Origin of the sequence: Enterobacter sp. BNK-13 (assembly GCF_048685015.1) — a bacterium.
Taxonomy (GTDB): Bacteria; Pseudomonadota; Gammaproteobacteria; order Enterobacterales; family Enterobacteriaceae; genus Enterobacter; species Enterobacter quasiroggenkampii.
Map to the genome: position 1 here is coordinate 1846577 of NZ_JBLQTP010000001.1, position 25968 is coordinate 1872544.

The 25968-nt window shown below is 57.6% G+C and carries 24 protein-coding genes; 10 read left to right on the forward strand and 14 right to left on the reverse strand.

Annotation, left to right across the window (positions count from 1 at the left end; translation table 11 throughout):
• The first annotated feature begins 1 nt into the window (after position 1).
• From ACMGGQ_RS09040 to ACMGGQ_RS09060, 5 genes are read left to right on the forward strand one after another with little or no spacing between them, the layout of a single operon-like run.
• A complete protein-coding gene (locus tag ACMGGQ_RS09040) occupies positions 2-724 on the forward strand; it encodes a DUF1365 domain-containing protein (RefSeq protein ID WP_223540447.1) in 723 nt (240 codons plus the stop codon).
• Complete coding sequence (locus ACMGGQ_RS09045; protein WP_414455152.1) at positions 721-1941, forward strand: class I SAM-dependent methyltransferase; 1221 nt, start codon at positions 721-723, stop codon at positions 1939-1941. Before ACMGGQ_RS09040 ends, ACMGGQ_RS09045 begins: the two co-directional genes overlap by 4 nt.
• Positions 1938-2423 carry a DUF2878 domain-containing protein gene (locus ACMGGQ_RS09050; RefSeq protein WP_420289894.1) on the forward strand — a complete coding sequence of 162 codons (486 nt, stop codon included), beginning with the start codon at positions 1938-1940 and terminating at the stop codon, positions 2421-2423. The genes ACMGGQ_RS09045 and ACMGGQ_RS09050 overlap by 4 nt, the downstream gene beginning before the upstream one ends.
• On the forward strand, positions 2420-2941 hold the full coding sequence (locus ACMGGQ_RS09055) for a hypothetical protein (protein ID WP_420289895.1): 522 nt from the start codon (positions 2420-2422) through the stop codon (positions 2939-2941). Before ACMGGQ_RS09050 ends, ACMGGQ_RS09055 begins: the two co-directional genes overlap by 4 nt.
• Entirely contained in the window at positions 2938-3462 is a 525-nt protein-coding gene (locus tag ACMGGQ_RS09060; protein ID WP_420289896.1) for a DUF3833 domain-containing protein, read from the forward strand. The genes ACMGGQ_RS09055 and ACMGGQ_RS09060 overlap by 4 nt, the downstream gene beginning before the upstream one ends.
• A 424-nt stretch (positions 3463-3886) precedes the next feature.
• On the opposite strand, the gene ACMGGQ_RS09065 is transcribed toward ACMGGQ_RS09060, so the two are convergent.
• Together ACMGGQ_RS09065 and ACMGGQ_RS09070 are read right to left on the reverse strand one after the other, a co-directional pair.
• Positions 3887-4345 (reverse strand): DMT family transporter, encoded by a 459-nt coding sequence (locus ACMGGQ_RS09065; RefSeq protein ID WP_196346287.1) that lies wholly within the window; start codon positions 4343-4345, stop codon positions 3887-3889.
• Positions 4346-4348: 3 nt separating this feature from the next.
• Positions 4349-4783, reverse strand: coding sequence for a DMT family transporter (locus tag ACMGGQ_RS09070; protein WP_045910475.1), 435 nt, complete (start codon positions 4781-4783; stop codon positions 4349-4351).
• Positions 4784-4878: 95 nt separating this feature from the next.
• Between ACMGGQ_RS09070 and ACMGGQ_RS09075 the strand changes: the two genes are divergently transcribed.
• Positions 4879-5811: a LysR family transcriptional regulator gene (locus tag ACMGGQ_RS09075; RefSeq protein WP_048030574.1), complete on the forward strand. Its 933-nt coding sequence runs from the start codon at positions 4879-4881 to the stop codon at positions 5809-5811.
• 5 nt (positions 5812-5816) lie between these two features.
• Here ACMGGQ_RS09075 and ACMGGQ_RS09080 read toward each other — a convergent pair whose 3' ends face one another.
• Together ACMGGQ_RS09080 and ACMGGQ_RS09085 are read right to left on the reverse strand one after the other, a co-directional pair.
• Positions 5817-6845 carry a methionine synthase gene (locus ACMGGQ_RS09080; protein WP_048030571.1) on the reverse strand — a complete coding sequence of 343 codons (1029 nt, stop codon included), beginning with the start codon at positions 6843-6845 and terminating at the stop codon, positions 5817-5819.
• 23 nt (positions 6846-6868) lie between these two features.
• A complete protein-coding gene (locus ACMGGQ_RS09085) occupies positions 6869-7843 on the reverse strand; it encodes a DUF1852 domain-containing protein (protein WP_420289897.1) in 975 nt (324 codons plus the stop codon).
• A gap of 252 nt (positions 7844-8095) precedes the next feature.
• On the opposite strand from ACMGGQ_RS09085, the gene ACMGGQ_RS09090 reads away from it, so the two are divergent.
• On the forward strand, positions 8096-8635 hold the full coding sequence (locus ACMGGQ_RS09090; protein ID WP_008502315.1) for a DUF2058 domain-containing protein: 540 nt from the start codon (positions 8096-8098) through the stop codon (positions 8633-8635).
• Positions 8636-8642: 7 nt separating this feature from the next.
• Here ACMGGQ_RS09090 and ACMGGQ_RS09095 read toward each other — a convergent pair whose 3' ends face one another.
• Positions 8643-9329 carry an RluA family pseudouridine synthase gene (locus ACMGGQ_RS09095; protein ID WP_420289898.1) on the reverse strand — a complete coding sequence of 229 codons (687 nt, stop codon included), beginning with the start codon at positions 9327-9329 and terminating at the stop codon, positions 8643-8645.
• An 89-nt stretch (positions 9330-9418) separates the two neighbouring features.
• Positions 9419-10024: an FMN-dependent NADH-azoreductase gene (azoR, locus tag ACMGGQ_RS09100; RefSeq protein ID WP_008502313.1), complete on the reverse strand. Its 606-nt coding sequence runs from the start codon at positions 10022-10024 to the stop codon at positions 9419-9421.
• 205 nt (positions 10025-10229) lie between these two features.
• On the opposite strand from azoR, the gene hrpA reads away from it, so the two are divergent.
• Positions 10230-14132 carry an ATP-dependent RNA helicase HrpA gene (gene hrpA, locus ACMGGQ_RS09105; RefSeq protein ID WP_248221346.1) on the forward strand — a complete coding sequence of 1301 codons (3903 nt, stop codon included), beginning with the start codon at positions 10230-10232 and terminating at the stop codon, positions 14130-14132.
• A gap of 81 nt (positions 14133-14213) precedes the next feature.
• Here hrpA and ACMGGQ_RS09110 read toward each other — a convergent pair whose 3' ends face one another.
• From ACMGGQ_RS09110 to ACMGGQ_RS09130, 5 genes are all read right to left on the reverse strand, one after another.
• Positions 14214-14873 (reverse strand): O-methyltransferase, encoded by a 660-nt coding sequence (locus ACMGGQ_RS09110; RefSeq protein WP_048030563.1) that lies wholly within the window; start codon positions 14871-14873, stop codon positions 14214-14216.
• Positions 14874-14941: 68 nt separating this feature from the next.
• Positions 14942-16321, reverse strand: a complete 1380-nt coding sequence (locus ACMGGQ_RS09115) for an efflux transporter outer membrane subunit (protein ID WP_420289899.1) — start codon at positions 16319-16321, stop codon at positions 14942-14944.
• On the reverse strand, positions 16321-17400 hold the full coding sequence (locus ACMGGQ_RS09120) for an HlyD family secretion protein (protein ID WP_262749551.1): 1080 nt from the start codon (positions 17398-17400) through the stop codon (positions 16321-16323). The genes ACMGGQ_RS09115 and ACMGGQ_RS09120 overlap by 1 nt, the downstream gene beginning before the upstream one ends.
• Positions 17401-17422: 22 nt before the next feature.
• Positions 17423-19075, reverse strand: coding sequence for an MFS transporter (locus ACMGGQ_RS09125; RefSeq protein WP_045910485.1), 1653 nt, complete (start codon positions 19073-19075; stop codon positions 17423-17425).
• Positions 19076-19233: 158 nt separating this feature from the next.
• Positions 19234-20553: an MFS transporter gene (locus ACMGGQ_RS09130; RefSeq protein ID WP_046092563.1), complete on the reverse strand. Its 1320-nt coding sequence runs from the start codon at positions 20551-20553 to the stop codon at positions 19234-19236.
• Positions 20554-20880: 327 nt separating this feature from the next.
• Here ACMGGQ_RS09130 and ACMGGQ_RS09135 point away from each other — a divergent pair, with 327 nt between their 5' ends.
• Complete coding sequence (locus tag ACMGGQ_RS09135; protein WP_420289900.1) at positions 20881-21675, forward strand: YdcF family protein; 795 nt, start codon at positions 20881-20883, stop codon at positions 21673-21675.
• Positions 21676-21737: 62 nt separating this feature from the next.
• Here ACMGGQ_RS09135 and gap read toward each other — a convergent pair whose 3' ends face one another.
• Entirely contained in the window at positions 21738-22739 is a 1002-nt protein-coding gene (gene gap, locus ACMGGQ_RS09140) for a type I glyceraldehyde-3-phosphate dehydrogenase (RefSeq protein ID WP_024908382.1), read from the reverse strand.
• A gap of 189 nt (positions 22740-22928) precedes the next feature.
• On the opposite strand from gap, the gene cybB reads away from it, so the two are divergent.
• Positions 22929-23459 (forward strand): cytochrome b561, encoded by a 531-nt coding sequence (gene cybB, locus ACMGGQ_RS09145; RefSeq protein WP_045910487.1) that lies wholly within the window; start codon positions 22929-22931, stop codon positions 23457-23459.
• An 89-nt stretch (positions 23460-23548) separates the two neighbouring features.
• On the opposite strand, the gene ACMGGQ_RS09150 is transcribed toward cybB, so the two are convergent.
• Both ACMGGQ_RS09150 and ACMGGQ_RS09155 read right to left on the reverse strand, forming a co-directional pair.
• Positions 23549-24616 carry an oxidoreductase gene (locus ACMGGQ_RS09150; protein ID WP_420289901.1) on the reverse strand — a complete coding sequence of 356 codons (1068 nt, stop codon included), beginning with the start codon at positions 24614-24616 and terminating at the stop codon, positions 23549-23551.
• A gap of 13 nt (positions 24617-24629) precedes the next feature.
• Positions 24630-25373 carry a DeoR/GlpR family DNA-binding transcription regulator gene (locus tag ACMGGQ_RS09155; protein WP_023618764.1) on the reverse strand — a complete coding sequence of 248 codons (744 nt, stop codon included), beginning with the start codon at positions 25371-25373 and terminating at the stop codon, positions 24630-24632.
• Positions 25374-25968 lie beyond the last annotated feature (595 nt).

Genomic DNA, 25968 nt, shown 5'->3' on the forward strand with positions numbered 1-25968 from the left:
GATGAACAGCTGCCTTTACCACGGCGTATTACGCCACCGCCGCCTGCAGCCGAAAACCCATGAATTTCGCTACAGCGTGTTTATGGCCTGGCTGGATCTCGATGAGCTGCCGCAGCTCGCGTCCGTCGGCGTGCGGCGCAATCGCTTTGCTGCCGCCTCTTTCCATGACGCGGACTATCCGCTCGGCACGCCGCTTAAAGAGAACGTGCTAAGCAGGCTGGAGAGCCTGACCGGGGAACGTCCGGACGGGCGGGTGATGCTCCTGACGCAGCTGCGCTATTTCGGGTTCCATTTCAATCCGGTCAACTTTTACTACTGCTATGACGGAAAGGGTACCCTGCGCTGGCTGCTGGCGGAGGTCCGCAACACGCCGTGGAACGAGCGGCATTATTACGCGGTCGACGGGCAACATGCCCAGCCGACGGAAAAAGCGTTTCACGTTTCCCCCTTCAACCCGATGGACATGATCTACCACTGGCGCTTCAACGACCCGGATAACACGCTGCATATGCACATTGAAAATCATCAGGAGGCGAAGGTGTTCGACGCCACGCTGGCGCTGCGCCGGGAGCCTCTGACGCGCCCCGCGCTGCGTTCGCTTTTGGTGCGCATCCCGCTCATGACCCTGAAAACTGTTTTCGCCATTTACTGGCAGGCGCTGCGCCTGTGGCTCAAGCGCGTGCCGCTGTATAACCATCCCGTCAGCAGGAGTGAACGCTCATGACCGATCCCGTCTTTGCGTTAGAACCCGATATCCCGCGCAACGTGCGCCTTGCGCGCTGGCTGCTTTTTCGTCTGTTAAGCGGTATCCGCGGTGGCTCGCTCACGCTGCGAGAGGGGGCGCAGACCTTTCATTTTGGTGAGTCAGCCTCCGCGCTGCATGCCGACGTACAGATCCTGACGCCCGGCGTCTACTGGCGCGTCTTAACGGGCGGGAGCCTTGCCGCGGCAGAAGCCTGGATGGACGGCGAATGGGAAACTACGCACCTTACGCCGCTACTGGAACTTCTGGCGCTCAACGGCGAGGTGCTTGGCCGTCTGGAAAACGGGTTCCGTCTGTTCGGCAGGCCGCTGGAGCGGCTACGCCACTGGACGCGACGAAACTCCCGCGCGCAGGCGCGTGAAAATATTGCCGCCCATTACGATCTGGGTAACACCTTCTATGCCCATTTTCTGGATAAGGAGCTCCTCTATTCCAGCGCCTTGTTTACGGAGGAAGAACAGGATCTCACGGCGGCCCAGCAGGCCAAAATGGCGCGTCTGTGCGAACAGCTGGCGCTGAAGCCGGGCGATCATCTGCTGGAAATTGGCACTGGCTGGGGGGCGATGGCGGAATACGCGGCCCGACATTATGGCTGTCGGGTGACCACCACCACGCTATCGCAGGAGCAATACGTCTGGGCGACCGAGCGGATTGCCCGCGCCGGACTGCAGGATCGGGTCGAGGTGCTGCTCTGCGACTATCGCGACCTCACCGGGCAGTACGACAAGCTGGTCTCGATAGAGATGATTGAAGCCGTCGGGCAGCGCTATCTGCCCACGTTCTTCCGTACCTGCCAGGCGCGGCTGCGCCCGGGAGGACGCATGGCGATTCAGGCCATCACCATTCAGGACCAGCGCTATCGCGACTACAGCAAAAGCGTCGATTTTATCCAGCGCTACATTTTCCCCGGCGGTTTTCTGCCGAGCATCACCGCGATGAACGATCTGATGACGCGCCACACCGATTTCGTGGTGCGCAATCTGTTCGACATGGGGCCGGACTACGCCCGCACGCTGGCGCACTGGCGGCAGCGCTTTGTCCACGCCTGGCAGGAGATTGAAAAGCTCGGCTTTGATGAGCGGTTCCGCCGCATGTGGCTGTACTACTTTGGCTACTGCGAAGCCGGGTTTAACGCCCGCACCATCAGCGTGGTGCAGCTGACCGCCGAGCGCGTATGAAACGATATCTTCAGGTCTTTCTGCTGACCGTCGCGTTCGATCTTTACTGGACGCTGGTGGTGCTCTTTCGCGAAAAGGGCCTGATTATCTGGCTCGCGCTGGCGATCCTGGCGTGCCTGCTCTTGCCGTCTGTATACCGTTTTTACGCCATCGGGCTGGCCGCGGCGGGCAGTTTGCTGGATACGCTCTGGGCGCTGACGGGACTGATAGCCTTCACGGGCGAGTCTCTGATGCCGCTATGGATGGTGGCATTGTGGCTGATGTTCGCCACCGTCTGGACGCAGCTTACGCGCACCACCACGTTGCCCGGCTGGCTGCTGACCCTGCTGGCCGTCGTGGGAGGCCCGGTGGCGTACCTGATTGGCGAGCGGCTGGATGCCATCACATTTCTGGAGCCGACTTTTATCGTCGTCAGCTGGATGGCGCCGGGTTGGCTGGTGTTGATGCTGTTTTTCCACCTGCTGATGGGGAGACAAAAATGAGAGCTGCGATTTTGCTGCTTTGGCTGATCGCCATGCCCGCGGCCCAGGCCGCCGACTGGCTGGCGTGGCGTAAGGTGGGCGATGCCACGCTCACCTGGGGGCCGTTCACCGTCTACACCTCCCAGCTGCGTACGCCGGACGGACGTTACGGTCGGGAGAACCAGGATCAGGCGCTGATAATTACCTATGCGCGTGACATCGATCGCGATGAGCTGGTCGAGGCGACCCGCGACCAGTGGCAGGCGCAGGGGATCCTGGCGCAGGAACCGCAAAGCGAAGCCTGGCTGCGGATGCTCCGGTCGCTGTGGCCGGATGTTCGACCGGGCTCACAGCTGGCGTTTGTCCTTGATGACCAGCAGGGGCAGTTCTGGTACCGCGATCCGACCCTTCAGAAAACCTTTACTCCCCTGGGACCACGCCAGTCAGAAGCGTTCAGTACCCGCTTTCTGGCCATCTGGCTGGCTCCCCGTACGCAATATCCTGAGCTGCGTCAGCAGTTAATCGGAGGCCAAAAATGAAACGTTTCCTGATGATGGTGCTGGCATTAACGATGCTGCTGGCGGGCTGTAGCACAGAGGTGACCGAATACCGCCAGCAGCAGCCGCGGCTGGATATCTTCCACTTCTTCCAGGGCAAAACCGACGCGTGGGGGATGGTGCAGGATCGCAGCGGCAAGCAGATCCGACGTTTTCACGTTGAGATTGCCGGGGACGTTATCGGCGATACGCTGACCCTGAACGAGCACTTCGTTTACGACGACGGCGAGAAGCAGCAGCGAGTCTGGCATATCCGGCGCCTGGGGAACGATCGCTATGAGGGCACGGCGGGTGATATCGAAGGGGTAGCGACGGGGCAGGCCGCAGGCAACGCGTTCAACTGGCATTACAGCATGAACGTGAAGGCCAACGGCAGCACCTGGCTACTGAACTTTGACGACTGGATGTACCTGCAGGATGAGAACCATCTGTTTAATAAAACCGAGATGAAGAAACTGGGCGTCACCGTCGCCACGGTGACGTTGTTTTTCACCAAGAGATAAGGGATCCCCACTCAATTTGTAACCAGAAGCGATTCGGATTTTTTAAATGACATGATTATTTTGCAGCGATGACCTGGTACGGCTGTAAATCGCTGAGGCGTTTCCTGCAGGCCGGGGCGAGGCGCAGGGATGCGCCGAGAGGGCGGGCTTTACAGGGATGTTACCTCCGCCCGTCCCCGATAAGCCGGAAGGAATAAGCCGAAGGGACCGCGAAGCGGCGATTTACCGCCGGGAGCCCGGGTCGCCAGGGTGGTGGCGATTGAGCCACCCTGGCACGTTCACAGGTCATGTCGTTACAGAGTAGCAAGGAACATAAAGTGAACGGAATGACCACTACAGCCGTATGTTCCCCCTCACCCTAACCCTCTCCCCAAAGGGGCGAGGGAACTGTTTCGTGTCTACGCTGTGTCCGCAAGGTGTGATGTCATGCCCCGGCAGAACGGGTTTTACTACCCGAGTAAATAAAGAAAAGTGCAATCCCCAGGCAGACCACCGCCCCCAGACGGCTCGGCGAAAACGAAATGGCGGGATTACCCAGCCAGCCAAAGTGATCAATCAACATGCTCATGGCGAGCTGGCCAAAGATGACCGCCACCGTGGCGACGGCGGTGCCGATGCGCTGCACCGCCACGACCATAATCACAATATAAGGCACGCCAAACATTGCCCCGAGAAGCTGCCATTTCGGCACGTCCAGCAGGCTGACGGCCTGCTTAGGCTCAAAGAAGAAAATCAGCAGGGCGGTCACCAGCGCGCCGACGGAGAAGGTCAGAAACGCGCTTTTAAATACCCCCACGCTGCTGCCGAGCTGGCCGTTAATGGCGGCCTGAATGCTTAGCGTTGCGCCGCCGCACACGGCCAGAAGAATCATAATCAGTGTCATACGTTACCCCTGCGCGACCAGAACCAGTGCCGCAATAATGAACCCCAGTGCGATAATGCGCTTTGCGTTTATCTTCCTGTGCGGCGAACCCAGCAGACCATAATGATCAATGATCAGGCTTTTAAAGACCTGGCCGGCCAGAATGCCAATCATGGTCATGGCGATGCCGATGGTGGGTGTCGCCACGGTCAGGATGACCACGTATACCGGACCGAGCACGCCGCCGAGCAGCTGCCAGCCGGGCTGTGCGAAAAACGACGGGCTGTTGCGCGGGCTGAAAAACAGCATCAGCAGAAACGTTAGCGCGGCACCGACGCCAAAAATGCTGAACGTCGCCCATAAATCCCCGACCTTTCCCCCCAGCGGTCCCAGCAGGCCCGCCTCGACGGAGAGGCCCATCCCGCCAGCAATCACCAGTAAAATCAAAACAAACTGCATTCTTCTTCCTCCGTTTTCAGGCGAAGAAGATTACGTGGGTTGTTCAATGAGAAAAATGCCATAATGCAGTAAACACCTTTGCGAGAAATGCATTAATGGTTGACGCCAGCAACATCAACATCCGCGCGCTGCTGATCTTTATCGACGTGTATGAAGCGCAGAACTTCTCCGTCGTGGCGCGGCGGCAGGGGATATCGGCCTCGCAGATATCGCGTGTGATCCACCAGCTTGAGGATGCGCTCGGGCAGCAGCTTTTCTATCGCAATACGCGGGCCGTCATTCCCACGGAAAGCGGTCATCTGTTTATCCGTTACGCCCGGTCAATGGCGGAAAACCTGGAAGAGGCGCGCCGGGAGCTGGACGCGCGTGCGGTGGAACCGTCCGGTGCGATCCGCATTAACGGACCGGTGTTTTTCGGCCAGAAGCATATAGCCCCGGGACTTCCCGGCCTGTCGGAACGCTATCCCCGCCTGAACGTAGAGTTGACGTTGACCGATGATTTTATTGACCCCCACCGGGATGCGGCAGACCTTATCTTCCGCATTGGCGTGCTGACGGACTCCTCGTTTCGGGCGCGGGTGTTCGGGCAGCAGGTGTATCATCTGGCCGCGTCGCCAGATTACGTGCGTAGACACGGTGCGCCTGAAGGGCCGGACGATCTGAATCGCCATCACTGTCTTGTCTATCGTGGATCGTCAGGGCCTAACCGCTGGCTGTTGCGCAGAGCGGGCGAGGCGTGGATACACTATCCCGTGACGCCATTGATGACCTCGAATAATGCGGAAGCGCTGCTGGCTGCGGCGCGAGGCGGGATGGGGATTGTGCTGTTCCCGGACTGGCTGGTGAGCGAGCCGCTCCAGCGCGGTGAGCTGATTCCGCTCCTGCCCACGCTGGAGTGTGCCATCAATACGGAACAGCAAGCGATCGCGGCGATCTACCCCGATGCCCGACATCCGCCCCTGAATGTCAGGGCGGTAATTGATTATTACGTTGAGCGTTTTGGTACGCCGCTTTACTGGCAAAGGTAAGGGGATTACGCGCCAAGCTCTTTGCGGATAATCTCAGCGCCAGCGCTGAGTGCTCTCAGCTTGCCGTTAGCCACCTGACGGGAGAGGGGAGCCATGCCGCAGTTGGTTGACGGATACAGCTTGTCGGCGTCGACAAACTGCAGCGCTTTACGCAGCGTATCGGCCACTTCCTCCGGCGTTTCAACTGTGTTGGTTGCTACGTCAATCGCGCCAACCATCACTTTCTTGCCGCGGATCAGCTCAAGCAGATCCATCGGCACGCGGGAGTTGTGGCATTCCAGGGAGATGATGTCGATGTTAGAGGTCTGCAGCTTAGGGAAGGCCTCTTCGTACTGGCGCCACTCGGATCCGAGCGTCTTTTTCCAGTCGGTATTGGCCTTAATGCCGTAGCCGTAGCAGATGTGGACCGCGGTCTCGCACTTCAGCCCTTCAATGGCGCGCTCCAGCGCGGCGATGCCCCAGTCGTTGACCTCATCAAAAAAGACGTTAAACGCCGGTTCGTCGAACTGGATAATATCCACGCCTGCGGCCTCTAGCTCTCGCGCTTCCTGGTTGAGGATTTTGGCGAATTCCCAGGCCAGCTTTTCGCGGCTTTTATAGTGCGCATCGTACAGGGTGTCGATCATGGTCATTGGCCCCGGCAGAGCCCATTTGATCGGCTTGTCTGTGAGCTGGCGCAGGTACTTTGCATCGTCGACGAAGACCGGTTTCTGACGCGCGACGGCGGAGACCACGGTCGGCACGCTCGCGTCATAGCGGTTACGAATGCGCACCGTCTGGCGGTTCTCAAAATCGACGCCGCTCAGGTGTTCAATAAAGGTGGTGACGAAATGCTGGCGGGTCTGTTCCCCGTCGCTGACGATATCGATTCCCGCACGGATCTGCTCATCCAGAGACAGGCGCAGCGCATCCTGCTTGCCCGCCAGCAGTTCCTGATCCTGCAATTTCCAGGGTGACCATAGCGTTTCAGGTTGCGCAAGCCAGGTCGGCTTTGGCAGGCTGCCAGCCGTTGAAGTCGGGAGCAATGTTTTCATAATAAAAGACCTTTTTTGATGTATTAAAGCGTGTAGTTATCAGACCACTGCTCAAGAATGTGTTTGTAAGGCTTAATGAAGTACTCTTCGGTAAATCGACCCTGTTCAATCGCCAGACGGCTTCGCTCTTCCCGGTCATACACAATTTTGGTTAATGAGTGATCCTGCTGGTTCAGATCCGGTCGGTAGCACAGTCCGGCCGCCGAGTTGGCGTTATAAATTTCCGGGCGATAGATCTTCTGGAACGTCTCCATCGTGCTGATGGTGGCGATCAGTTCCAGATCGGTGTAGTCGCTCAGTAAATCCCCGGTAAAGAAGAACGCGAACGGCGCCACGCTGTGTTCCGGCATGAAGTAGCGCACGTCTAGGCCCATCTTCGCGAAGTACTGTTCCGTGAGCGATTCGCCATCCGGCTGATACTCAACGCCCAGCACGGGGTGCTGATTACCGGTGCGGCGATAGGTATCTTTGCTGGAGACGCTCAGGCAAATCACCGGTCCTTTTGTGAAGTTCTCTTTGTATTCCGGTGAACTCATAAAATGGCGGAAGATATTGCCGTGCAGTTCACCAAACTTTTCCGGAATGCTGAAGTGCTGTTGGTTCTTGTTGTGCTCCAGGAGCAGGACGCTGAAATCATAATCCCGCACGTAAGACGAGAAGTTATTCCCGACGATGCCAGGGATACGCTGGTTGTTTTTCTTGTCGACAATGGTGGTTTGCAGTATCTCAATGGCCGGGAACGGTTTTTCCGCGCCAATATTCAAATCGACAGAGATGATTTCAAGCTCAACCGCATAGCGATCGGCGTTTGGGTTATCCCAGCGCGCTAAAGCGTTAAAGCGGTTGTTGATCATCACCAGGGTATTGCGCAGGTTCTCCTGACGCTTTTCCCCGCGGGCCAGGTTGGCGAAGTTGGTGGTCGTACGCGTATTTTCTGACGGGTTGTAATTCTCATCGAAGCAACTGCGCTTAAGGGTATATGTGAAAGCTTTGCTCATTGTGGTTATGCATCCTAAGTTCATGTTGCTAAGAAGTTACCAATGCATAATTTATGCCTGAGCCCGTGGCGCAGGGGAAGTGACTTAATTTCAATGCAACATGAGGGAAGTTCATGAAGTGTAACGCTTGAGGTGTCGCTGCCTTCTTGCCGGGTGACGCTGCACTCACCCGGCCTACGATTCTCTAATGTCGCACTCTTTCCTCAATTCCCGCTATAATCCCCAAAATTTCCAACCGGTTTAGAAACAATCATGACAAAACTCACCTTACAAGAGCAGATGCTGAAAGCGGGCCTCGTCAGCAGCAAGAAAGCGGCGAAAGTGCAGCGTACGGCAAAGAAATCACGCGTTCAGGCGCGTGAGGCTCGGGAAGCGGTAGAAGAGAACAAGAAGGCGCAGATCGAGCGTGATAAGCTGCTGAGCGAGCAGCAGAAGCAGGCCGTGCTGGCGAAAGAGTTTAAGGCGCAGGTGAAGCAGCTGATTGAGATGAACCGCATCACCGTGGCGAAAGGCAACATCACCTTTAACTTTACCGACGGTACGCTGATTAAAAAGATTGAAGTCGATAAGCAAACGCAGACCCAGCTGATCAACGGCCGTCTGGCGATTGCTCGCCTGGTGCTCAATGCTAACGGTGACTGCGACTACGCGATCATTCCGGCAGTGGTGGCCGATAAAATTGCCCAGCGCGATGCCGACAGCATCGTGTTAAACAGCGCGCTCAGCCAGGAAGAGCAGGACGAAGACGATCCGTACGCGGACTTCAAAATCCCTGACGATTTGATGTGGTAAACCGCGTTCAGAACGGGGCGGCGTGACGGGCGTTAACCGGCTCGCCGCTCACGGGATGAATAAAATTCAGCTCGCAGGCATGCAGCATCAACCGGGGCGTTTCCTCAGCACCCGGCACGTCAAGACCGCCATACAGATCGCAGCCCAGAATCGGGTGTCCCAGCTGCTGGCAGTGAATACGCAGCTGATGGGTTCGCCCGGTCTCCGGGATCAGTTTCACCCGCGTTAACGGTAATCCCGCCCCCTGATAAAACCGTTCCACAACCTGGTAGCGGGAGCGGGCGGGTTTACCGGTAATGGCGCAGATCGACATCAGCGGGAACAGCGCCGGGTCTTTGGCAATCGGCGCATCAATAACCCCTTCATCATTTTCCACGTGGCCGCAAAGCAGGGCGCAGTAGACTTTCTCCACGCTGCGCTGGCTAAACTGCTGGCACAGTGCCGCGTTAATGGCCTTATTGCGCGCTACCACCATCAGCCCGGACGTACCAAAATCCAGACGGTGCACCAGCGTGCAGCCCGGGAACGTCTGAACCAGACGATAATGGACGGAATCAAGGTTTTGCGGATTTTTGCCCGAGAGGCTGAGCAGGCCGGAAGGCTTGTCGATCAGCAGCAGATGTTCATCCTGCCAGAGGATCTGAATGTCATCGTGACACGGTGGGGCAATAAAAGAATCAATAATCGCAGACATCAGGCCGCCCGGCTGGAGAGTGGGAGCGGATGATAACGAAATGCGGGGAAAAGAAAAACCCTCCCACCGGGCGGTGAGAGGGTGAAGTCTTACGCTGCAACCAGGCTGTCGATGGCGGCTTTCGCGTCGGTCTGCGCTTTGGTCGCCACTTCAGGACCGTAAGCGATACCTTCCGCGAACACGAAGTTCACGTCAGTGATGCCGATGAAGCCCAGGAACAGGCTCAGGTATGGCGCAACCAGGTCGGTTGGGGTGTCTTTATGGATACCGCCACGGCTGGTCAGTACGATCGCACGCTTGCCTTTCACCAGACCTTCCGGGCCGTTCTCGGTGTAACGGAAGGTTACGCCAGCGCGCGCCACCAGGTCGAAGTAGTTCTTCAGCTGGGTTGGAATGTTGAAGTTGTACATTGGGGCGTTGATGACGATAACGTCATGCGCCTGCAGCTCAGCAATCAGCTCGTCGGACAGGGCCAGGGCTTCCTGCTGGCGTGGAGACAGCGGTGCATCGCTTGGGCGCAGCGCGCCAACCAGCTCGCCATCCAGCACAGGAATTGGGTTTGCAGCCAGGTCACGCACGGTGATTTCGTCAGCAGAATGCTGTTCACGCCACTGTTCAACGAAGTAATCAGACAGCTGACCAGACTGAGAGTACCCTGCCAGAATGCTGGATTTCAAAACTAATACTTTGCTCATGGGTGATTCCTGTTGTTGCATTTGATTGAAGGGGGGTGCCCCGTTGCTTGTTGACACTCTATTCACAATCCTGCCACAGAGATAGCGCAATATATCGAAGCCTATGTTCGAATTTTTTGAATAAGGCGCGAAAGGCGTCAGTGTGGTACTCTATAGCAATCATTAAAAAGAGAGTTTATCAGGGCGTGTACTGCCCTTTAACGCTATGACAGAACAACAAAAATTCACCTTCCCGATGCTCCTGCAACAGCTCGATTCTCTGACGCTGCGCGACAAACAGCGCTTCGCCCGCCGTTTGCACGGCGTCAAGAAGGTTAAAAATCCTGATGCACAACAGGCCATTTACCAGGAGATGGCGAAAGAGATTGAACAGGCAGCAGGGAAGGTTGTGCTGCGCGAAGCTGCGCGCCCGGCGATTACCTACCCGGAAAACCTGCCCGTCAGCCAGAAGAAACAGGACATTCTTGAGGCCGTCCGCGACCACCAGGTGGTGATTGTCGCGGGTGAAACCGGTTCGGGGAAAACCACCCAGTTGCCGAAAATCTGTATGGAGCTGGGACGCGGGATCAAAGGCCTGATTGGCCACACCCAGCCGCGTCGTCTGGCGGCGCGCACCGTTGCCAACCGTATTGCCGAAGAGCTGCAGACGGAGCCGGGCGGCTGCATCGGCTACAAGGTCCGTTTCAGCGATCACGTTAGCGACAACACCATGGTCAAACTGATGACCGACGGTATTCTGCTGGCGGAAATCCAGCAGGATCGCCTGCTGATGCAGTATGACACCATCATCATTGATGAAGCGCACGAGCGCAGCCTGAACATCGACTTCCTGCTCGGCTACCTGAAAGAACTGCTGCCGCGTCGCCCGGATCTGAAAGTGATCATCACCTCCGCGACCATCGATCCGGAGCGCTTCTCGAAGCACTTCAACAATGCGCCGATTATCGAGGTGTCAGGTCGCACGTATCCCGTGGAAGTGCGCTATCGCCCGATTGTGGAAGAGGCGGATGATACCGAGCGCGACCAGCTGCAGGCCATCTTCGATGCCGTTGACGAGCTGGGTAACGAAAGCGCGGGCGACATTCTGATCTTCATGAGCGGCGAACGCGAAATCCGCGATACCGCCGATGCGCTCAGTAAGCGCGACCTGCGCCACACCGAGATCCTGCCGCTGTACGCCCGCCTGTCCAATAGCGAACAGAACCGCGTCTTCCAGCCGCACAGCGGACGCCGTATCGTCCTGGCGACCAACGTGGCGGAAACCTCGCTCACCGTGCCGGGCATTAAATACGTGATCGATCCGGGTACGGCGCGCATCAGCCGCTACAGCTACCGTACCAAGGTTCAGCGGCTGCCGATTGAGCCCGTTTCGCAGGCGTCTGCTAACCAGCGTAAGGGCCGCTGTGGCCGCGTGTCGGAAGGGATCTGTATTCGTCTCTATTCCGAAGACGATTTCCTGTCGCGTCCGGAATTTACCGACCCGGAAATTCTGCGCACCAACCTGGCGTCCGTTATCCTGCAGATGACCGCCCTGGGGCTGGGCGACATCGCGGCGTTTCCGTTCGTCGAAGCGCCGGATAAACGCAACATCCAGGACGGCGTGCGTCTGCTGGAAGAGCTCGGAGCGATCACCACCGACGAGCAGGCGACGGTCTACAAGCTGACGCCGCTGGGTCGCCAGCTCAGCCAGCTGCCGGTCGACCCGCGTCTGGCACGCATGGTGCTGGAAGCGCAAAAACACGGCTGCGTGCGCGAGACGATGATCATTACCTCGGCGCTCTCCATTCAGGATCCGCGCGAGCGTCCAATGGACAAACAGCAGGCGTCGGACGAAAAGCACCGCCGCTTCCACGATAAAGAGTCCGATTTCCTCGCCTTTGTGAACCTGTGGAACTACCTCGGCGAGCAGCAGAAGGCGCTCTCCTCGAATCAGTTCCGCCGTCAGTGCCGCGTAGATTTCCTCAACTATCTGCGCGTGCGCGAGTGGCAGGATATCTACACCCAGCTGCGCCAGGTGGTGAAAGAGCTGGGCATTCCGGTCAACAGCGAACCGGCGGAGTACCGCGAAATCCATATCGCGCTGCTGACCGGCCTGCTGTCCCACATAGGGATGAAGGATGCCGAGAAGCAGGAGTATACCGGCGCGCGTAACGCCCGTTTCTCCATCTTCCCCGGTTCCGGCCTGTTCAAGAAGCCGCCAAAGTGGACCATGGTCGCGGAGCTGGTGGAAACCAGCCGCCTGTGGGGACGCATTGCCGCGCGTATCGATCCGGAATGGGTGGAGCCGGTGGCGCAGCATCTGCTTAAGCGCTCGTACAGTGAACCGCACTGGGAGCGCGCGCAGGGCGCGGTGATGGCGACCGAAAAAGTGACCGTTTACGGCCTGCCGGTCGTCGCCGCGCGTAAGGTCAACTACAGTCAGATCGATCCTGCCCTGTGCCGCGAGCTGTTTATCCGCCACGCGCTGGTGGAGGGCGACTGGCAGACGCGCCACGCCTTCTTCCGTGAAAACCTGAAGCTGCGTGCTGAAGTGGAAGAGCTGGAGCATAAATCGCGCCGCCGCGACATTCTGGTGGATGATGAAGCGCTGTTCGAGTTTTATGACCAGCGCATCAGCCACGACGTCATCTCCGCTCGCCATTTCGACAGCTGGTGGAAGAAGGCCAGCAAAGAGACGCCGGACCTGCTCAACTTTGAAAAGAGCATGCTGATTAAAGAGGGCGCGGAGTCGGTCAGCAAGCTCGACTACCCGAACTTCTGGCATCAGGGCAACCTCAAGCTGCGTCTGACCTATCAGTTTGAGCCGGGGGCAGACGCGGACGGCGTGACCGTCCACATTCCGCTACCGCTGTTAAACCAGGTGGACGAGAGCGGTTTCGAGTGGCAAATCCCCGGCCTGCGCCGCGAGCTGGTGATTGCGCTGATCAAATCCCTGCCGAAACCGGTGCGCCGCAACTTTGTGCCTGCGCCAAACTACGCGGAAGCGTTTTTGGGCCGCGTCACGCCGCTGGAGCTGCCGCTGCTGGACGCGCTGGAGCGTGAGTTCCGCCGCATGACCGGAACGACCATTGACCGCGACGACTGGAACTGGGATCAGGTGCCCGATCACCTGAAAATCAGCTTCCGCGTGGTGGACGATAAAAACAAAAAGCTGCTGGAAGGGCGTTCCCTGAGCGAGCTGAAAGAGGCGCTGAAAGGCAAAGTCCAGGAGACGCTGTCTGCGGTGGCCGACGACGGCATCGAGCAGAGCGGGCTGCATATCTGGAGCTTTGGCCAGCTTCCGGAAAGCTACGAGCAGAAGCGCGGTAACTATAAGGTGAAAGCCTGGCCTGCGCTGGTGGACGAGCGCGACAGCGTGGCGATCAAACTGTTTGATAACCCGCAGGAACAGCAGCAGATGATGTGGCGCGGGCTGCGTCGTCTGCTGCTGCTCAACATCCCGTCGCCGATCAAGTATCTGCACGAGAAGCTGCCGAACAAGGCCAAGCTGGGGCTCTACTTTAACCCGTACGGCAAAGTGCTGGATCTGATTGACGACTGCATCTCCTGTGGCGTGGACAAACTGATCCACGAGGCGGGCGGCCCGGTCTGGACGGAAGAGGGCTTTGCTCAGCTTCACGAGAAGGTGCGTGCGGAGCTGAACGACACCGTGGTGGAGATTGCCAAACAGGTCGAGCAGATCCTCACCACCGTGTTCAATATCAACAAGCGTCTGAAAGGGCGCGTGGATATGACCATGGCGCTGGGGCTGTCGGACGTGAAGGCGCAGATGGCGGGACTGGTCTACCGCGGCTTTGTTACCGGCAACGGCTTCAACCGTCTTGGCGATACGCTGCGCTATCTGCAGGCGATTGAAAAACGGCTGGAGAAAATGGCTATCGACCCGCACCGCGACCGCGCGCAGATGCTGAAAGTGGAGAGCGTGCAGCAGGCGTGGCAGCAGTGGCTGAACAAGCTGCCGCCAGCGCGCCGCGACGATGAAGACGTGCAGGCGATCCGCTGGATGATCGAGGAGCTGCGCGTCAGCTTCTTTGCCCAGCAGCTCGGTACGCCGTATCCGATTTCGGATAAGCGTATTCTGCAGGCGATGGAGCAGATTTCCGGTTAAACCCTTGCCCGGTGGCGCTGCGCTTACCGGGCCTACGGGTGAAATGGTAGGCCGGGTAAGGCGTAGCCGCCACCCGGCTGGTTATCGTTCTACAATCGCCAGCGTAAACCCATCCCAACCCTTAATCCCCACCGTTTGCAGCGCGGTGGCGGTTAAGCGCGGGTTATCCCCCATCATCTCAATAAAACGCCGCACGCCCAGCACGCGCGCGTCGTCGCTTTCCCCGTTGATTACCTCTCCGTCACGCACCACGTTATCGCCGATAATTACCGTGCCGGGGCGGGAGTAGTGCAGCGCCCATTCCAGATAGCCGGGATTGTTTGGCTTATCGGCATCAATAAAGATCAGGTCGAACGGCGGAACCTCACCGAAATTCTCCAGCGAACTCAGGGCCGGGCCTTCAATTAATTCAATACGTTCGTCTAGCCCCGCGAGGTGAATATTCTGGCGGGCAACCCCGGCATGCGTCGGATCGGCCTCAAGCGTAATCAGCTTACCGTCCGGCGGCAGCGCACGCGCCATCCAGATTGAGCTGTAGGCACCCAGCGTCCCAATCTCAAGAATGCGTCTTGCCTGCGTCATGCGCACGAACAGCGCCAGCAGCTGCCCCTGATTGGCCGCGACATCGTGTTCGGGTAGCCCGGCGCGCTTGTTGTTTTCCAGCACCTGATTCAGTACGTCATCGTCAGGAATCAGCGAAGAAATCATGAAATTATCAACTGCAGACCACTGTTGTTGCATAGATTGTCTCCTGAGGGGGAATCGCCGGGTGGCGGCTGCGCCTTACCCGGCCTACGGGGTGAAATGTTTCAGGCACTGACCCAGCCGCCGCCCAGCGCTTTATACAAATCAATCTGCGCCAGCAGCAGGTTATTTTTCACCTGCACGACGCTGGTCTGGACCGAGAACAGCGTGCGCTGCGCGTCCAGCACGTCAAGATAGGAGGAATAACCGTTGCGATAGCGATTCTGCGCAATGCGCAGCGTCTCCTGCGCCACATCCTGCTGGGCAAGCAGCTCCGTCAGCTGTTCCTGATAGCGACTTATCGCATCAAGGCTGTTGTTCACTTCGGCAAACGCGTTACGCACGGTTTTTTCATAGGCGTACAGCGCCTGGTTACGCTGGGACTGGGAAATGTCCACCTGCGCATTCAGCGCCTGACGGTTCAGCAGCGGGGCGAGAATACTTCCCCCTGCGCTCCAGAGCTGAAGCGGGTTGTCCAGCAGGCCGGAAAGGGTGCGATCCTGAACCGATCCGCTGGCGGTCAGGTTGATCGACGGCAGCAGGCTGGCGCGCGACGCCGCGAGCGAGGCATCCGCCGCCACCAGCTGGCGTTCGGCCTGGACGATATCCGGGCGGCGGTTCAGGAGCGTAGAAGGCAGTTGCGACGGCAGCGTCAGCGGCGTCAGTGCCGCGAAGCTTTCGCCGCGCGCCACGTCGCCCGGGTTGCTTCCCAGCAGCAGGCTCAGGGCATTCTCCTGCTGTGCAATCTGGTGCTGCAGCACGGGCACCTGCGCCCGCGTCGAGCGCAGTTCGGAATCCGACTGCATCAGCTCCAGGCGCGAGCTGTAGCCCGTCTCAAACTGACGTTTCGCGAGGTTAAAGGCCTCCTCGCGCGATTTCAGCGTGGACTCGGTCACGCGCAGCTGTTCATCCAGCGCGAGGAGAGTGACATAGCCGGAGGCAACGGAGGAGGCAACGGTCAAATCCGCGGCCGCGGCGGCGGCTTTTTGCGCCTCCAGCGAGGCTTCGGCAGCGCGCGAGGTGCTGCGGTTGACGCCCCAGATATCCACGTCATAGCTTGCCGTCAGGCTCCCTTTGTACAATGTGCCGTAAACCGGCAGCCCGGTCGCAGCGGATTGTGAACGGGCGCGCGTCCCGGTTACGCCTGCATCAAGCGAAGGAAACAGGCTGCCGTCGGCCGCATAGACCCGCGCCTGATACTCGTTTATCCGTTCGCGGGCGATCAGCACGTCGCTGTTATGCTGCAGCGCCTGATCCACATAGCGGTTCAGGTGGTTGTCATGGAAATTACGCCACCAGAGCTGCTCCGTCGGGCTGGCAGGGCCGGAGACGGTGCGCCACTGGGTGGGGATGTGCAGCGTCGGCTGCGCCGGCTTGACGTCAACGGACTGGCATCCGGCCAGCATGACCGCCGCCACCAGCACGGCTATCGGGCGAAGGATCATTACTTCGCCTCCCGCGTATCAATGGTCACCTGTACCGACATACCCGGACGCAGCAGCGCGGAATCTTCTGGCTTACCGAGTACCTCAATGCGCACCGGAATACGCTGGGCTATTTTGACAAAGTTGCCGGTGGCGTTGTCCGGCGTGATGGCGCTGAACTCCACGCCGGTTGCCGGGGAGATGCTCTCCACGCGTCCCTGATACGCTTTGTTGTTCAGGGCATCAACGGTGAATTTCACCGGCTGACCGACGCGCAGCTCCGCGAGCTGGGTCTCTTTAATGTTGGCGATGACCCAGTGCTGCGGCGGCACCAGGGTGGTGAGGTGCGTCCCGGCGGTCACGTAGGCCCCGAGACGCACGGCGATCTGGCCGAGCTGGCCGTCACGCGGTGCCACAATGCGGGTGTTTTGCAGGTCAATCTGCGCCAGCTCCAGCGCCGCTTTAGCGTTTTCAACATCCGCCTCCAGCGCACCGCGATTGACAATCACCGTCTGCAGATCCTGACGCGACATCTCAAGCGCGGCTTTCGCCTGGTCGATATCGGCGCTACCCTGGGCGGCACTGGCCAGCGCGGCGTCGCGCTCGCGAATGGAAAGCGAGCCGTCCGCCGTCAGCTCTTTCACCCGTTTTAAATCCGCTTGGCTTTTCAGGCTCTGGGCACGGGCATTTTTCAGCGCGGCGTCGTTTTTTGCGATCGTCGCTTCGGCGCTTTTACGCTGCTGCAGGTTGTTATTCAGGGCGGCAATTTTCATCGCCAACTGCGCCTCGGCCTGATGCACCCGCTGACGGTAGATACGGTCATCAATCTGCAGCAGCAGGTCGCCTTTTTTGACCTGCTCAAAGTCCTGAACCTTTACCTCGGTGATATAGCCGTTCACCTGCGGGCTGATAAACGTCGTCTGGCCGCGCACGTAGGCGTTGTCGGTAAACTGCGCGTGGCGGGTGAACGGCGGCAGCTGCCACGCATAAAGGATCACCAGCACGCCGACGATACCGATGGCGGCGGCGGTGAAAACGGAAACAATGCGCACATTTTTGCGGGTGTTGGCCTGCTCTTTGGCGGCATCCTGCTGACTCATAAACTCTCCAGAACTCTTTATATTATTTGTTGCCGGTGGCGTTCTTCAGCGCCAGACGGGCAGTGATGCGCAGGCGCAGCAAGCGCCATAAAATCCAGACCAGCGTGGCGGCAGCGATGCTCGCCGTCAGCAGATAAGTATCGTTGTAGGCCAGAATATTCGCCTCCAGCGCGGTGACCGTTTGCAGCTGCGTTATCGCCTGGGTGCCCAGCAGCGCGCTGTCGCCAATCAGGCTTTTGTACATTTGGGTATAAAGCTGAATTCGCTCGTTGACCAGCGGGTTGAGCGTGGTGAGCTGGTCCGCCAGCAGGCTTGAGTGGTACTTCTCGCGCCAGGTCTGGAAGGTGCCGAGGATCGCGGAGCCCAGCAGGCCACCGAGGTTCTGGCTCATGCCAAACATCACCGAGAAGCTGACCAGGTTACGCGGGTCGGCGATCACCCCGCCAATGGCGGCCAGCATAGCGGGCGCCAGGAAGAAGGCGCTGCCGAAGCCCAGCAGGAACTGGCTTACCATCAACTGATCCGGACGGGTCAGGTTGTTGGACTGGCTGTCCAGGAGCGAGGCAACAATCATCAGCGCCAGGGAGGTAATGATTGGCCACGCCAGTTTCGTCGGCTTGATGGTGAGACAGCTGGTGACAATCCCGCAGACGATCCCGGCGAAAATAGACCACGCCAGATGCGTCATCTGCTCGTTCTGTAAGCCCACGTACTGCAGCCAGCCGATGACGCCGGTGTTCTGCTCGGCCAGCACGATTCGGATCAGCAGCATAATTAGCCCCAGGCGGACGATGCTGCCGCTCGACAGCCAGCGGGTGTTCAGCAGCGGGTTGCTGCGGTTATGTTCAAAGACGATGGCTGCGACAATCAGAACCAGCGATAGCGCCAGCGACCAGCCGATCCACGGCGCTTCGAACCACCAGTCCAGACGGCCTAAAGAGAGCACGGCGCAGAGGAGGGCCATCCCGGGGGCCATTAAAAAGAAGGTGATAAAGTCTTTTTTCTCGAAGACCTTGCGCCGGTCGCCCGGCGGCAGTTTTAAGGCTATCACGCAGGCCAGGGAGATCAGCGCCAGCCCCAGCTCGAAGAAATAGAGCCCGCGCCACTCGTCCAGCTGCAGCAGCTCGGTCGAAAACAGGCGGGCCAGCGGAATGGCGAGTGACGATCCGGTGATGCCGATGGTCAGCGCCTTCAGGCGGTGCTTCGCAGGCCAGGCCTGGATTTGATAGTAAATCCCCAGCGAGCTGAGCGCGGCGGCCACCATGCCGTGCGCGGCGCGAACCATCAGCGCCGAGCTGAGATCGTTTACGAACAGATGGAAGAAGGTGACCAGCACGTACAGCACCAGAAAACCTTCTGTAAAGGCGCGCAGGCCATACTGCTGGCGGAATTTAACCAGCAGCAGGTTGATGGAGATGTTGGTCATCACATAGACCGCGGGCAGCCAGGCGATTTCGGTGGACCAGGCCCCGAAAGTCCCCTGCAAATTTTGCAGGTTGGCGGTCACCACCGCATTGCCCAGCGCACCCGTCAGGCAGACCAGCAGGCCCACGACGCCGTAGGCAATGCGTTTTGGCGTACTGTGTTCGGGCGTGGAGGGCGAACCCAACAGGGCGGGTTTCTCATGTGGCTGCCACTCGCGAGGAGCATAAGGGTCGCGTTCGGGCAGGCGCATAACGTCGTTTACCTTAGAAATGATTGAATAATTAGCGGGCTAGCGATTCTACGTCTGCCGCAAATGATAATTCAAGTGAATATGATTTACGCATGTTAATCAAATGGTGAAGGGAAATTTAAGGAAAAAGAGCGGCCCGCAGGACGGGCCGGGAAGGGTCAGAGACGTTCGGGCTGCGCCTGGATGAGAGTGGCGCGCTTAACGCGGCTGGCGCAGAAAATCGCGATTAAAGAAATGGTCACCGTGACGGCAAGATACCAGGCCACCGGCACCCAGTCGCCGTCGTATTTTGCCAGCAGTCCGGTGGCAATCAACGGCGCGGTACCGCCAGCCAGCGCGGCACCCAATTGATAGCCGAGCGTAATGCCGGTGTAGCGCACGTTTGCACTAAAGATTTCAGAGCACAGCGTGCCGAGTACCGCGGTGACAGGTGCCCACAGCACGCCAAAGGCGATGACCGTCGCGAGCACGATACCCCATGTGGTGCCGGTATTGAGCAGCATAAACCACGGTACGATAAACAGGCCCAGCACGAAGACGCTGATCGCGTACATGCGCTGACGGCCTACCTTATCGGAGAGCAGCCCCATTAGCGGGATCATAATGGTCGCCACTAGCGCACCCAGCGTCACGGCTTCCAGCGCCTGCGATTTCTGATACGTCAGCGTGCTGGTGGCATAGCTCACCACGAAGGTCGAGAAAATATAGAACGGCGCGGTTTCAACCACCTTCAAACCGGCGGCAATCAGCACTTCACGCCAGTGATGTTTCAGCGTATCGCGCAGCGGAGCCTTAGCCACCTGACCGGACGCTTTGACTCGCTGAAAATCGGGCGTTTCATCAATATCTTTACGGATCCACAGGCCGAGCAACACCAGAACCGAGCTCAGCAGGAACGGGATGCGCCAGCCCCAGGAGAGGAAATCCGCCTCGCTGAACAGGGTCATCAGCGAAACGATAAAGGTTGCCATCAGCATACCGATGGTCACGCCCGCCTGCGGAATACTGCCGAAGAAGCCTTTACGTTTTTCTGGCGCATATTCATAGGCCAGCAGCAGCGCGCCGCCCCATTCACCACCGATGCCCATCCCCTGAATGATGCGCATCAGGATCAGCAGAGCGGGCGCCCACAGGCCAATCATCTCATACGTGGGCAGCAGGCCAATCATGACGGTTGCACCTCCCATCAAAGAGAGGGTCAACACGAGGGTTTTTTTACGTCCGATGCGGTCGCCAATGTGGGCGAAAAGTACCCCGCCAATCGGGCGAATAAAGAAGGTTAAGGAGAAAGAGAGATAAGAGAGAATGAGTCCGATCACCGGATCGACCATCGGGAAAAAGATCTTATTGAAGACCAGCGCGGCCGCCGTACCGTAGAGAAAATAGTCAAACCATTCAATGGCGCTCCCGGTAAGGCTGGCGATTAACACCTTTTTATTTTTACGTAACACCGTCGTCGTACTTTCATGTTCTGTCATGACCTGAAACCCCGCCACGTTGATGATGAGAGAGGTGTCACCTGGCGCGCTTCAGGTGCAACCTGTGATGATGAAAAAGGTTGTGAAATTGTTAAGCAACTTAGGGTTGGATGTTGCGTTTGGCAAGCGCAGGGGGGATAAAACTGGTCAGATCACGGTGAAATAAGCAGCGCTGGGTGCTTTTTCATGACGCCTGTACAATACAATGTTTTGTAAGGCTGGAAATCAAAAGCATAATAGGCAGGTGCAACCCGATGATTTTTGGATGTTTCTGGTTATTTCAGAAAAATGATAAATTCGGTGCTTCAACAACGTGAGGAGTTCACCATGGTTCAGCCCCATTTTCCCTTTCTGGCAGATGCCACGCTGGCGGCCATCAATACTGTCGGTGAATGGCTGGCGCAGGATGATCTGAGCGCGACGCGTCCGCTCCCGGAAGTCGATGCGGTGATTCTGGCAGGAAACGCGGTGATCCCAACCATTGACGCGGCCTGCCGGATGGCCTCTCAGCAAGACGTGCCGCTTCTGATTAGCGGCGGCATCGGGCATTCGACTAGCTTTTTATATACCGCGATTGGCAATCATCCGTGTTACCACACCGTACCGGTCACGGGGCGGCCTGAAGCGAGCATTCTTGCCGACATTGCGCGGGCGTTCTGGCAGATCCCCGAGGCGCAGCTGTGGGTTGAGGATCGCTCCACCAACTGCGGTGAAAACGCGCGTTTTAGCTGGAACTTGCTGAAACAGCGTCATCGAACGACCGGGCGGGTGCTGGTGGTGCAGGATCCGACGATGCAGCGCCGCACGATGGCGACGTTTGCCCGCGTTTGTCGGGATGAGCCCGTTTCACCGCAGTGGCTCAGCCATCCGGGGTTTACGCCGACACTGCAAAACGGAAACGAGGGCGTGGAATTCAGCGAGGGCAACACCGGCCTGTGGCCCGTTGACCGTTACCTTTCACTGGTTATGGGGGAACTGCCGCGCCTGTATGATAACGCCAACGGCTATGGCCCGGCCGGGCGGGATTATATTGCTCACGTTGAATTCCCCGAGGCCGTCACCGCCGCATGGAAACAGCTGCAGCAGGATCCTGTCCTGAAGGGTGCACGTAATATAATTTAGGCACGGAACAATCCCCTCGCCCCTTTGGGGAGAGGGTTAGGGTGAGGGGTAGGTGGGAAAAATCACAGCGCCGCAAACTTATCCAGCGTCCGCACCAGCTGCGTCACAAACCCATACTCGTTGTCATACCAGGCAACGGCTTTCACCAGCTGAAGGTCTCCCGCTTCTGACACCTCCGTCTGCGTGGCGTCAAACACTGAACCATAATGTGAACCAATCACATCTGACGACACGATCTCTTCATCGGTATACCCGAACGATTTATTGCCCTGCGTCGCCTTTTTCAGCGCGGCGTTGATCTCCTCAACGGTCACTTTCTTGCCCAGAATGGCCACCAGTTCGGTAACGGAGCCCGTTTTAACCGGTACGCGCTGCGCGTGGCCTTTTAGTTTGCCGCTGAGCGCAGGGATCACCAGACCAATGGCTTTGGCGGCGCCGGTGGTATGCGGAATGATATTCTCTGCCGCCGCCCGCGAGGCGCGAAGATCTTTCCCGCGCGGGCCATCCACCAGCGCCTGGGTACCGGTATAGGCGTGAATGGTGGTCATGGTGCCCACCTTAATTTCAAACGCGTCGTTCAGGGCTTTCGCCAGCGGGGCGAGGCAGTTGGTGGTGCAGGAGGCGACGGAGATGATGGTATCACCGGCGTCAATGGTGTCGTCGTTCACGCTGTAGACGATGGTTTTCATGTCGCCCGCAGGCGCAGAGATCAGCACCTTCTTCGCGCCCGCGTCCAGATGCGCCCGTGATTTTTCTTCAGACGTATAAAAACCGGTGCACTCCACGACGATATCCACACCGGCGGTTTTCCACGGAATATGCTTTGCCTCTTTTTCGGCATAGACCGCTATGGTTTTACCGTCAACGATCAGCGCATCCTCGGTGAAATCCACGCTCCACGGGAAGCCACCGTAGTTGGAATCATGCCTGAGCAGGTAGGCCAGCACTTTGGGGGAGGTGAGGTCGTTGATGGCGACGACGGTATTACTGTCCTGGGTTTCAAGAAGGCGACGCAGAACAAGACGTCCGATGCGTCCAAAGCCGTTAATGCCAATTTTACTCATGGTGTTCTCCTGTAAACGTGTCGATGCGACAGTTTGAACTCATCCAGGCTTAGACCATCACGGGCAGGGCGGCAATTGAAGATGCTTCATGCGGGGGGAAGTATTTGAAAAACCATCCAGAAAAGTTAATGAATTTTTAAGGAAAGGGGATTATGTTGGCGCGGTAACTGTTTTTAATCGAGAAATCACATGCGCACTAAATATACAAGCCTGCAAATCGGCATCCACTGGCTGGTGTTTCTGTTAATCATCGTCGCCTACTGCGCGATGGAGTTCAGAGGTTTCTTCCCGCGCACCGCGCGTCCGGCGATCAATATGATCCACGTCTCATGCGGGATCGGTATTCTGGTGCTGATGGTGACGCGTCTGCTGGTTCGCCTGAAGTTCCGCGCGCCGCCGATTCAACCGAAGCCAAAAGCGATGGTGACGGGGATGTCTCATCTGGGGCATCTGGTAGTGTATCTGCTGTTTATTGCGCTGCCGCTGATTGGCATTGTGATGATGTATAACCGGGGCAGCGACTGGTTTGCCTTTGGCCTGGCGATGCCGCATGCGGCGGAGTCCAATTTTGACCTGGTGGATACGCTGAAGGCGTGGCACGAGACGCTGGCAAACCTGGGCTATTTTGTGATTGGCCTGCACGCGGCGGCGGCGCTGATGCATCACTACTTCTGGAAAGATAATACTCTTCTGCGCATGATGCCGAAAAAGCGTTCGTAGTCTTCTCGCCCGGCGGCGCTTCGCTTGCACGGGCCTACAAACGGCTCTGAATCGTAGGCCGGGATCGCTACGCGTCACCCGGCTTGTTTTTAACCCAGCAAAGCACGCTCTTCAACTGTTAATGCCAGCGCCTGGGTTGACCCCGTCTCAGACGACTTCACCGCCGCTTCCAGCACGGCCATCACCGCTAATGCCTCAACCGGGTGGACCGGATTGGTGATTTTCCCAAGCAGCGCGTCACGCACGTTGATGTAATACTGGCGCTGATCGCCTTTAGGGGTAGGGATCGTCTGCGATGCGCCGTCAGCGCCAAAGAACACCATACTGTCGCTGTCTTCGCCCCAGGCTTCACTCCCAGGGATAACCCCGGAGAGCAACTGTGCTTCCTGCTGATCGATTCTGGCCTTCACCACGCTGCCCTTGTCCCCGTGGACGGCAAAGCGCGCCGTACCGCCTGCCACCAGCATGCTGGCGTGCAGAATCACCTTATGCTCCGGATAGTTTAAGACCACGTGCGCCCAGTCGTTGATTTCTGCGCCGTCGCGCAGCGTCGCGATATTCCCCTGAACCGACTGCGGCAGACCAAAGAGCTGTAGCGTCTGGTCGATAAGATGGGGCCCCAGGTCAAACCACAGGCCACTCCCGGGGACATTCTGCTCGCGCCAGCGCACGCGCACTTCCGGGCGGAAGCGGTCGATATGCGACTCCAGGTGCTTAACCTTGCCGAGCGTGCCTTGCTCAATGACCTGCTTAATGCCGAGGAAATCGCTGTCCCAGCGGCGGTTGTGGAAGACAGAAAGCAGTAGCTGCTTTTCATCCGCCAGCGCAATCAGGTCGCGGGCTTCCTGCATGTCGAGGGTGAAAGGCTTATCCACGACCACGTGTTTACCTGCGTTCAGGGCCAGCGTCGCCAGCGGGGCGTGCGTGGCGTTGGGGGAGGCAATCACTACCAGGTCAACATCAGGATGCTGAATAGCCTCTTCAGGGGTGGCGACCACCTCTACGTCCGGCAGATCGCGTTTCACCTTCTCTTCATCACGAGAAGAGGCCACGGCCAGCTTAAGCCCGTCCACAGACTGGATTAACGGGGCATGGAAAGTTTTGCCCACAAATCCATACCCGATCAGCGCAATGTTAATTGTTCGAACTGTACTCATGAACTTCTCCACGTTAATTCGCGCACACCGTGACCTGCAATGCGCCAGGGTCCCCAAGCTCTGGCCAGGGACGATCTAAAAAGAGTTGTTGAATGTTAGATAACCCGGAAACCAGATACGGCTCGCAGCGGTTGACTTTCAGGTGGTCGGCAACAATCCAGTGCGCATGGCTTGCGTCAAGCATCGCGCGTTTAACCTCGGCATCCGCTTCTTTACCGGCGCTCAAACCGAGTTCAGCATGAATGGCGCACGCCCCGAGGATGGCGATATCTGCCCGATAGCGGGACAGCAAGGACAAGGTGGCGCTTCCGGCAAACAGGCGCTGCTTATGGTCCCATTTCCCGCCGAGCAGGATCAGTTCAACGTCTTCCCGGTCGCTAAAATGCTGGGCGATATCCAGCGACGTGGTAATGACGGTGAGCGGCCCGCGAAGAAAGGAGGCGACAGCCATCACCGTGCTGCCCGCATCCAGAAACAGGGTAGAACCCGCAGGAACCTGCTGTGCGACCTGTTTTCCCAGGCGCTGTTTGGTTTCCGGCAGCAGCGTATTGCGGCCCTGGCGATTCATGGCGGAAAGATTCAGCGCGATGGCCCCACCGTGGTTCTTCTGCGCCAGCCCCTGGTTTTCCAGGTCGGTCAGATCCCGACGGATGGTATCGGCTGAAACCTGCAGCTTTTCTGCCAGCTCGGTGATGCTGGCCTGGCCTTGCTCGCTCAGGATATCCAGAACGTGGCGTTGTCGTGCGGTTTTGTGCATCGGTCTGCGTTCCTGCAAAATGTCGCAATAGTTTGCATAATACAGCATTTTAACGCAGAGAAAAGGGCAACGTCGTTTTGATGTCGTGGAGAGGCGTGATGATTCAGATGCGTGATTATTAAAATTGTATTAACCAGGTATAAGTAAGCTGTTTTGAATGTTAACCACAATGTTATTGTTATGTTTTATTTAACGATTTGGGTTATGTAACCACTACACTCCTATTGTCTGGATTTTTATTCTGTTAAATGTTTCTAGTGTGGTTTTTGATTGCTTTAATTAGTTTATTAATAGCATTAAATTCTAATTTTGCTGGTTTGGCTACTTAAATTGACACTTCTTTGAAAATCTTTGTGTCTGACCCGCCCGGAAATTAACGCAAAAATGTGCAGGTAACCAATTAAGAATTTTCCTTAAATAACAGTCGGTTTATATGTTTCATCTGAAAGGTCATTTTAAGAGTTTTGTCCAGAAACCCCATCTTTTTTCTTAATTGTAACACCACATTAACATTGGGGGTGTAGTGGCTTATAACGCATTTTGTTATGCTGCTAACCACTTTAGGAAATAAGTAAATTCTTAATTTAAATAAGAC

Bases quoted from the DNA above. Each gene is read 5' to 3' on its own strand.
- ACMGGQ_RS09040 (WP_223540447.1), top strand. From the start codon at position 2: ATGAACAGCTGCCTTTACCACGGCGTATTACGCCACCGCCGCCTGCAG.
- ACMGGQ_RS09045 (WP_414455152.1), top strand. From the start codon at position 721: ATGACCGATCCCGTCTTTGCGTTAGAACCCGATATCCCGCGCAACGTG.
- ACMGGQ_RS09050 (WP_420289894.1), top strand. From the start codon at position 1,938: ATGAAACGATATCTTCAGGTCTTTCTGCTGACCGTCGCGTTCGATCTT.
- ACMGGQ_RS09055 (WP_420289895.1), top strand. From the start codon at position 2,420: ATGAGAGCTGCGATTTTGCTGCTTTGGCTGATCGCCATGCCCGCGGCC.
- ACMGGQ_RS09060 (WP_420289896.1), top strand. From the start codon at position 2,938: ATGAAACGTTTCCTGATGATGGTGCTGGCATTAACGATGCTGCTGGCG.
- ACMGGQ_RS09065 (WP_196346287.1), bottom strand. From the start codon at position 4,345: ATGACACTGATTATGATTCTTCTGGCCGTGTGCGGCGGCGCAACGCTA.
- ACMGGQ_RS09070 (WP_045910475.1), bottom strand. From the start codon at position 4,783: ATGCAGTTTGTTTTGATTTTACTGGTGATTGCTGGCGGGATGGGCCTC.
- ACMGGQ_RS09075 (WP_048030574.1), top strand. From the start codon at position 4,879: ATGGTTGACGCCAGCAACATCAACATCCGCGCGCTGCTGATCTTTATC.
- ACMGGQ_RS09080 (WP_048030571.1), bottom strand. From the start codon at position 6,845: ATGAAAACATTGCTCCCGACTTCAACGGCTGGCAGCCTGCCAAAGCCG.
- ACMGGQ_RS09085 (WP_420289897.1), bottom strand. From the start codon at position 7,843: ATGAGCAAAGCTTTCACATATACCCTTAAGCGCAGTTGCTTCGATGAG.
- ACMGGQ_RS09090 (WP_008502315.1), top strand. From the start codon at position 8,096: ATGACAAAACTCACCTTACAAGAGCAGATGCTGAAAGCGGGCCTCGTC.
- ACMGGQ_RS09095 (WP_420289898.1), bottom strand. From the start codon at position 9,329: ATGTCTGCGATTATTGATTCTTTTATTGCCCCACCGTGTCACGATGAC.
- azoR (WP_008502313.1), bottom strand. From the start codon at position 10,024: ATGAGCAAAGTATTAGTTTTGAAATCCAGCATTCTGGCAGGGTACTCT.
- hrpA (WP_248221346.1), top strand. From the start codon at position 10,230: ATGACAGAACAACAAAAATTCACCTTCCCGATGCTCCTGCAACAGCTC.
- ACMGGQ_RS09110 (WP_048030563.1), bottom strand. From the start codon at position 14,873: ATGCAACAACAGTGGTCTGCAGTTGATAATTTCATGATTTCTTCGCTG.
- ACMGGQ_RS09115 (WP_420289899.1), bottom strand. From the start codon at position 16,321: ATGATCCTTCGCCCGATAGCCGTGCTGGTGGCGGCGGTCATGCTGGCC.
- ACMGGQ_RS09120 (WP_262749551.1), bottom strand. From the start codon at position 17,400: ATGAGTCAGCAGGATGCCGCCAAAGAGCAGGCCAACACCCGCAAAAAT.
- ACMGGQ_RS09125 (WP_045910485.1), bottom strand. From the start codon at position 19,075: ATGCGCCTGCCCGAACGCGACCCTTATGCTCCTCGCGAGTGGCAGCCA.
- ACMGGQ_RS09130 (WP_046092563.1), bottom strand. From the start codon at position 20,553: ATGACAGAACATGAAAGTACGACGACGGTGTTACGTAAAAATAAAAAG.
- ACMGGQ_RS09135 (WP_420289900.1), top strand. From the start codon at position 20,881: ATGGTTCAGCCCCATTTTCCCTTTCTGGCAGATGCCACGCTGGCGGCC.
- gap (WP_024908382.1), bottom strand. From the start codon at position 22,739: ATGAGTAAAATTGGCATTAACGGCTTTGGACGCATCGGACGTCTTGTT.
- cybB (WP_045910487.1), top strand. From the start codon at position 22,929: ATGCGCACTAAATATACAAGCCTGCAAATCGGCATCCACTGGCTGGTG.
- ACMGGQ_RS09150 (WP_420289901.1), bottom strand. From the start codon at position 24,616: ATGAGTACAGTTCGAACAATTAACATTGCGCTGATCGGGTATGGATTT.
- ACMGGQ_RS09155 (WP_023618764.1), bottom strand. From the start codon at position 25,373: ATGCACAAAACCGCACGACAACGCCACGTTCTGGATATCCTGAGCGAG.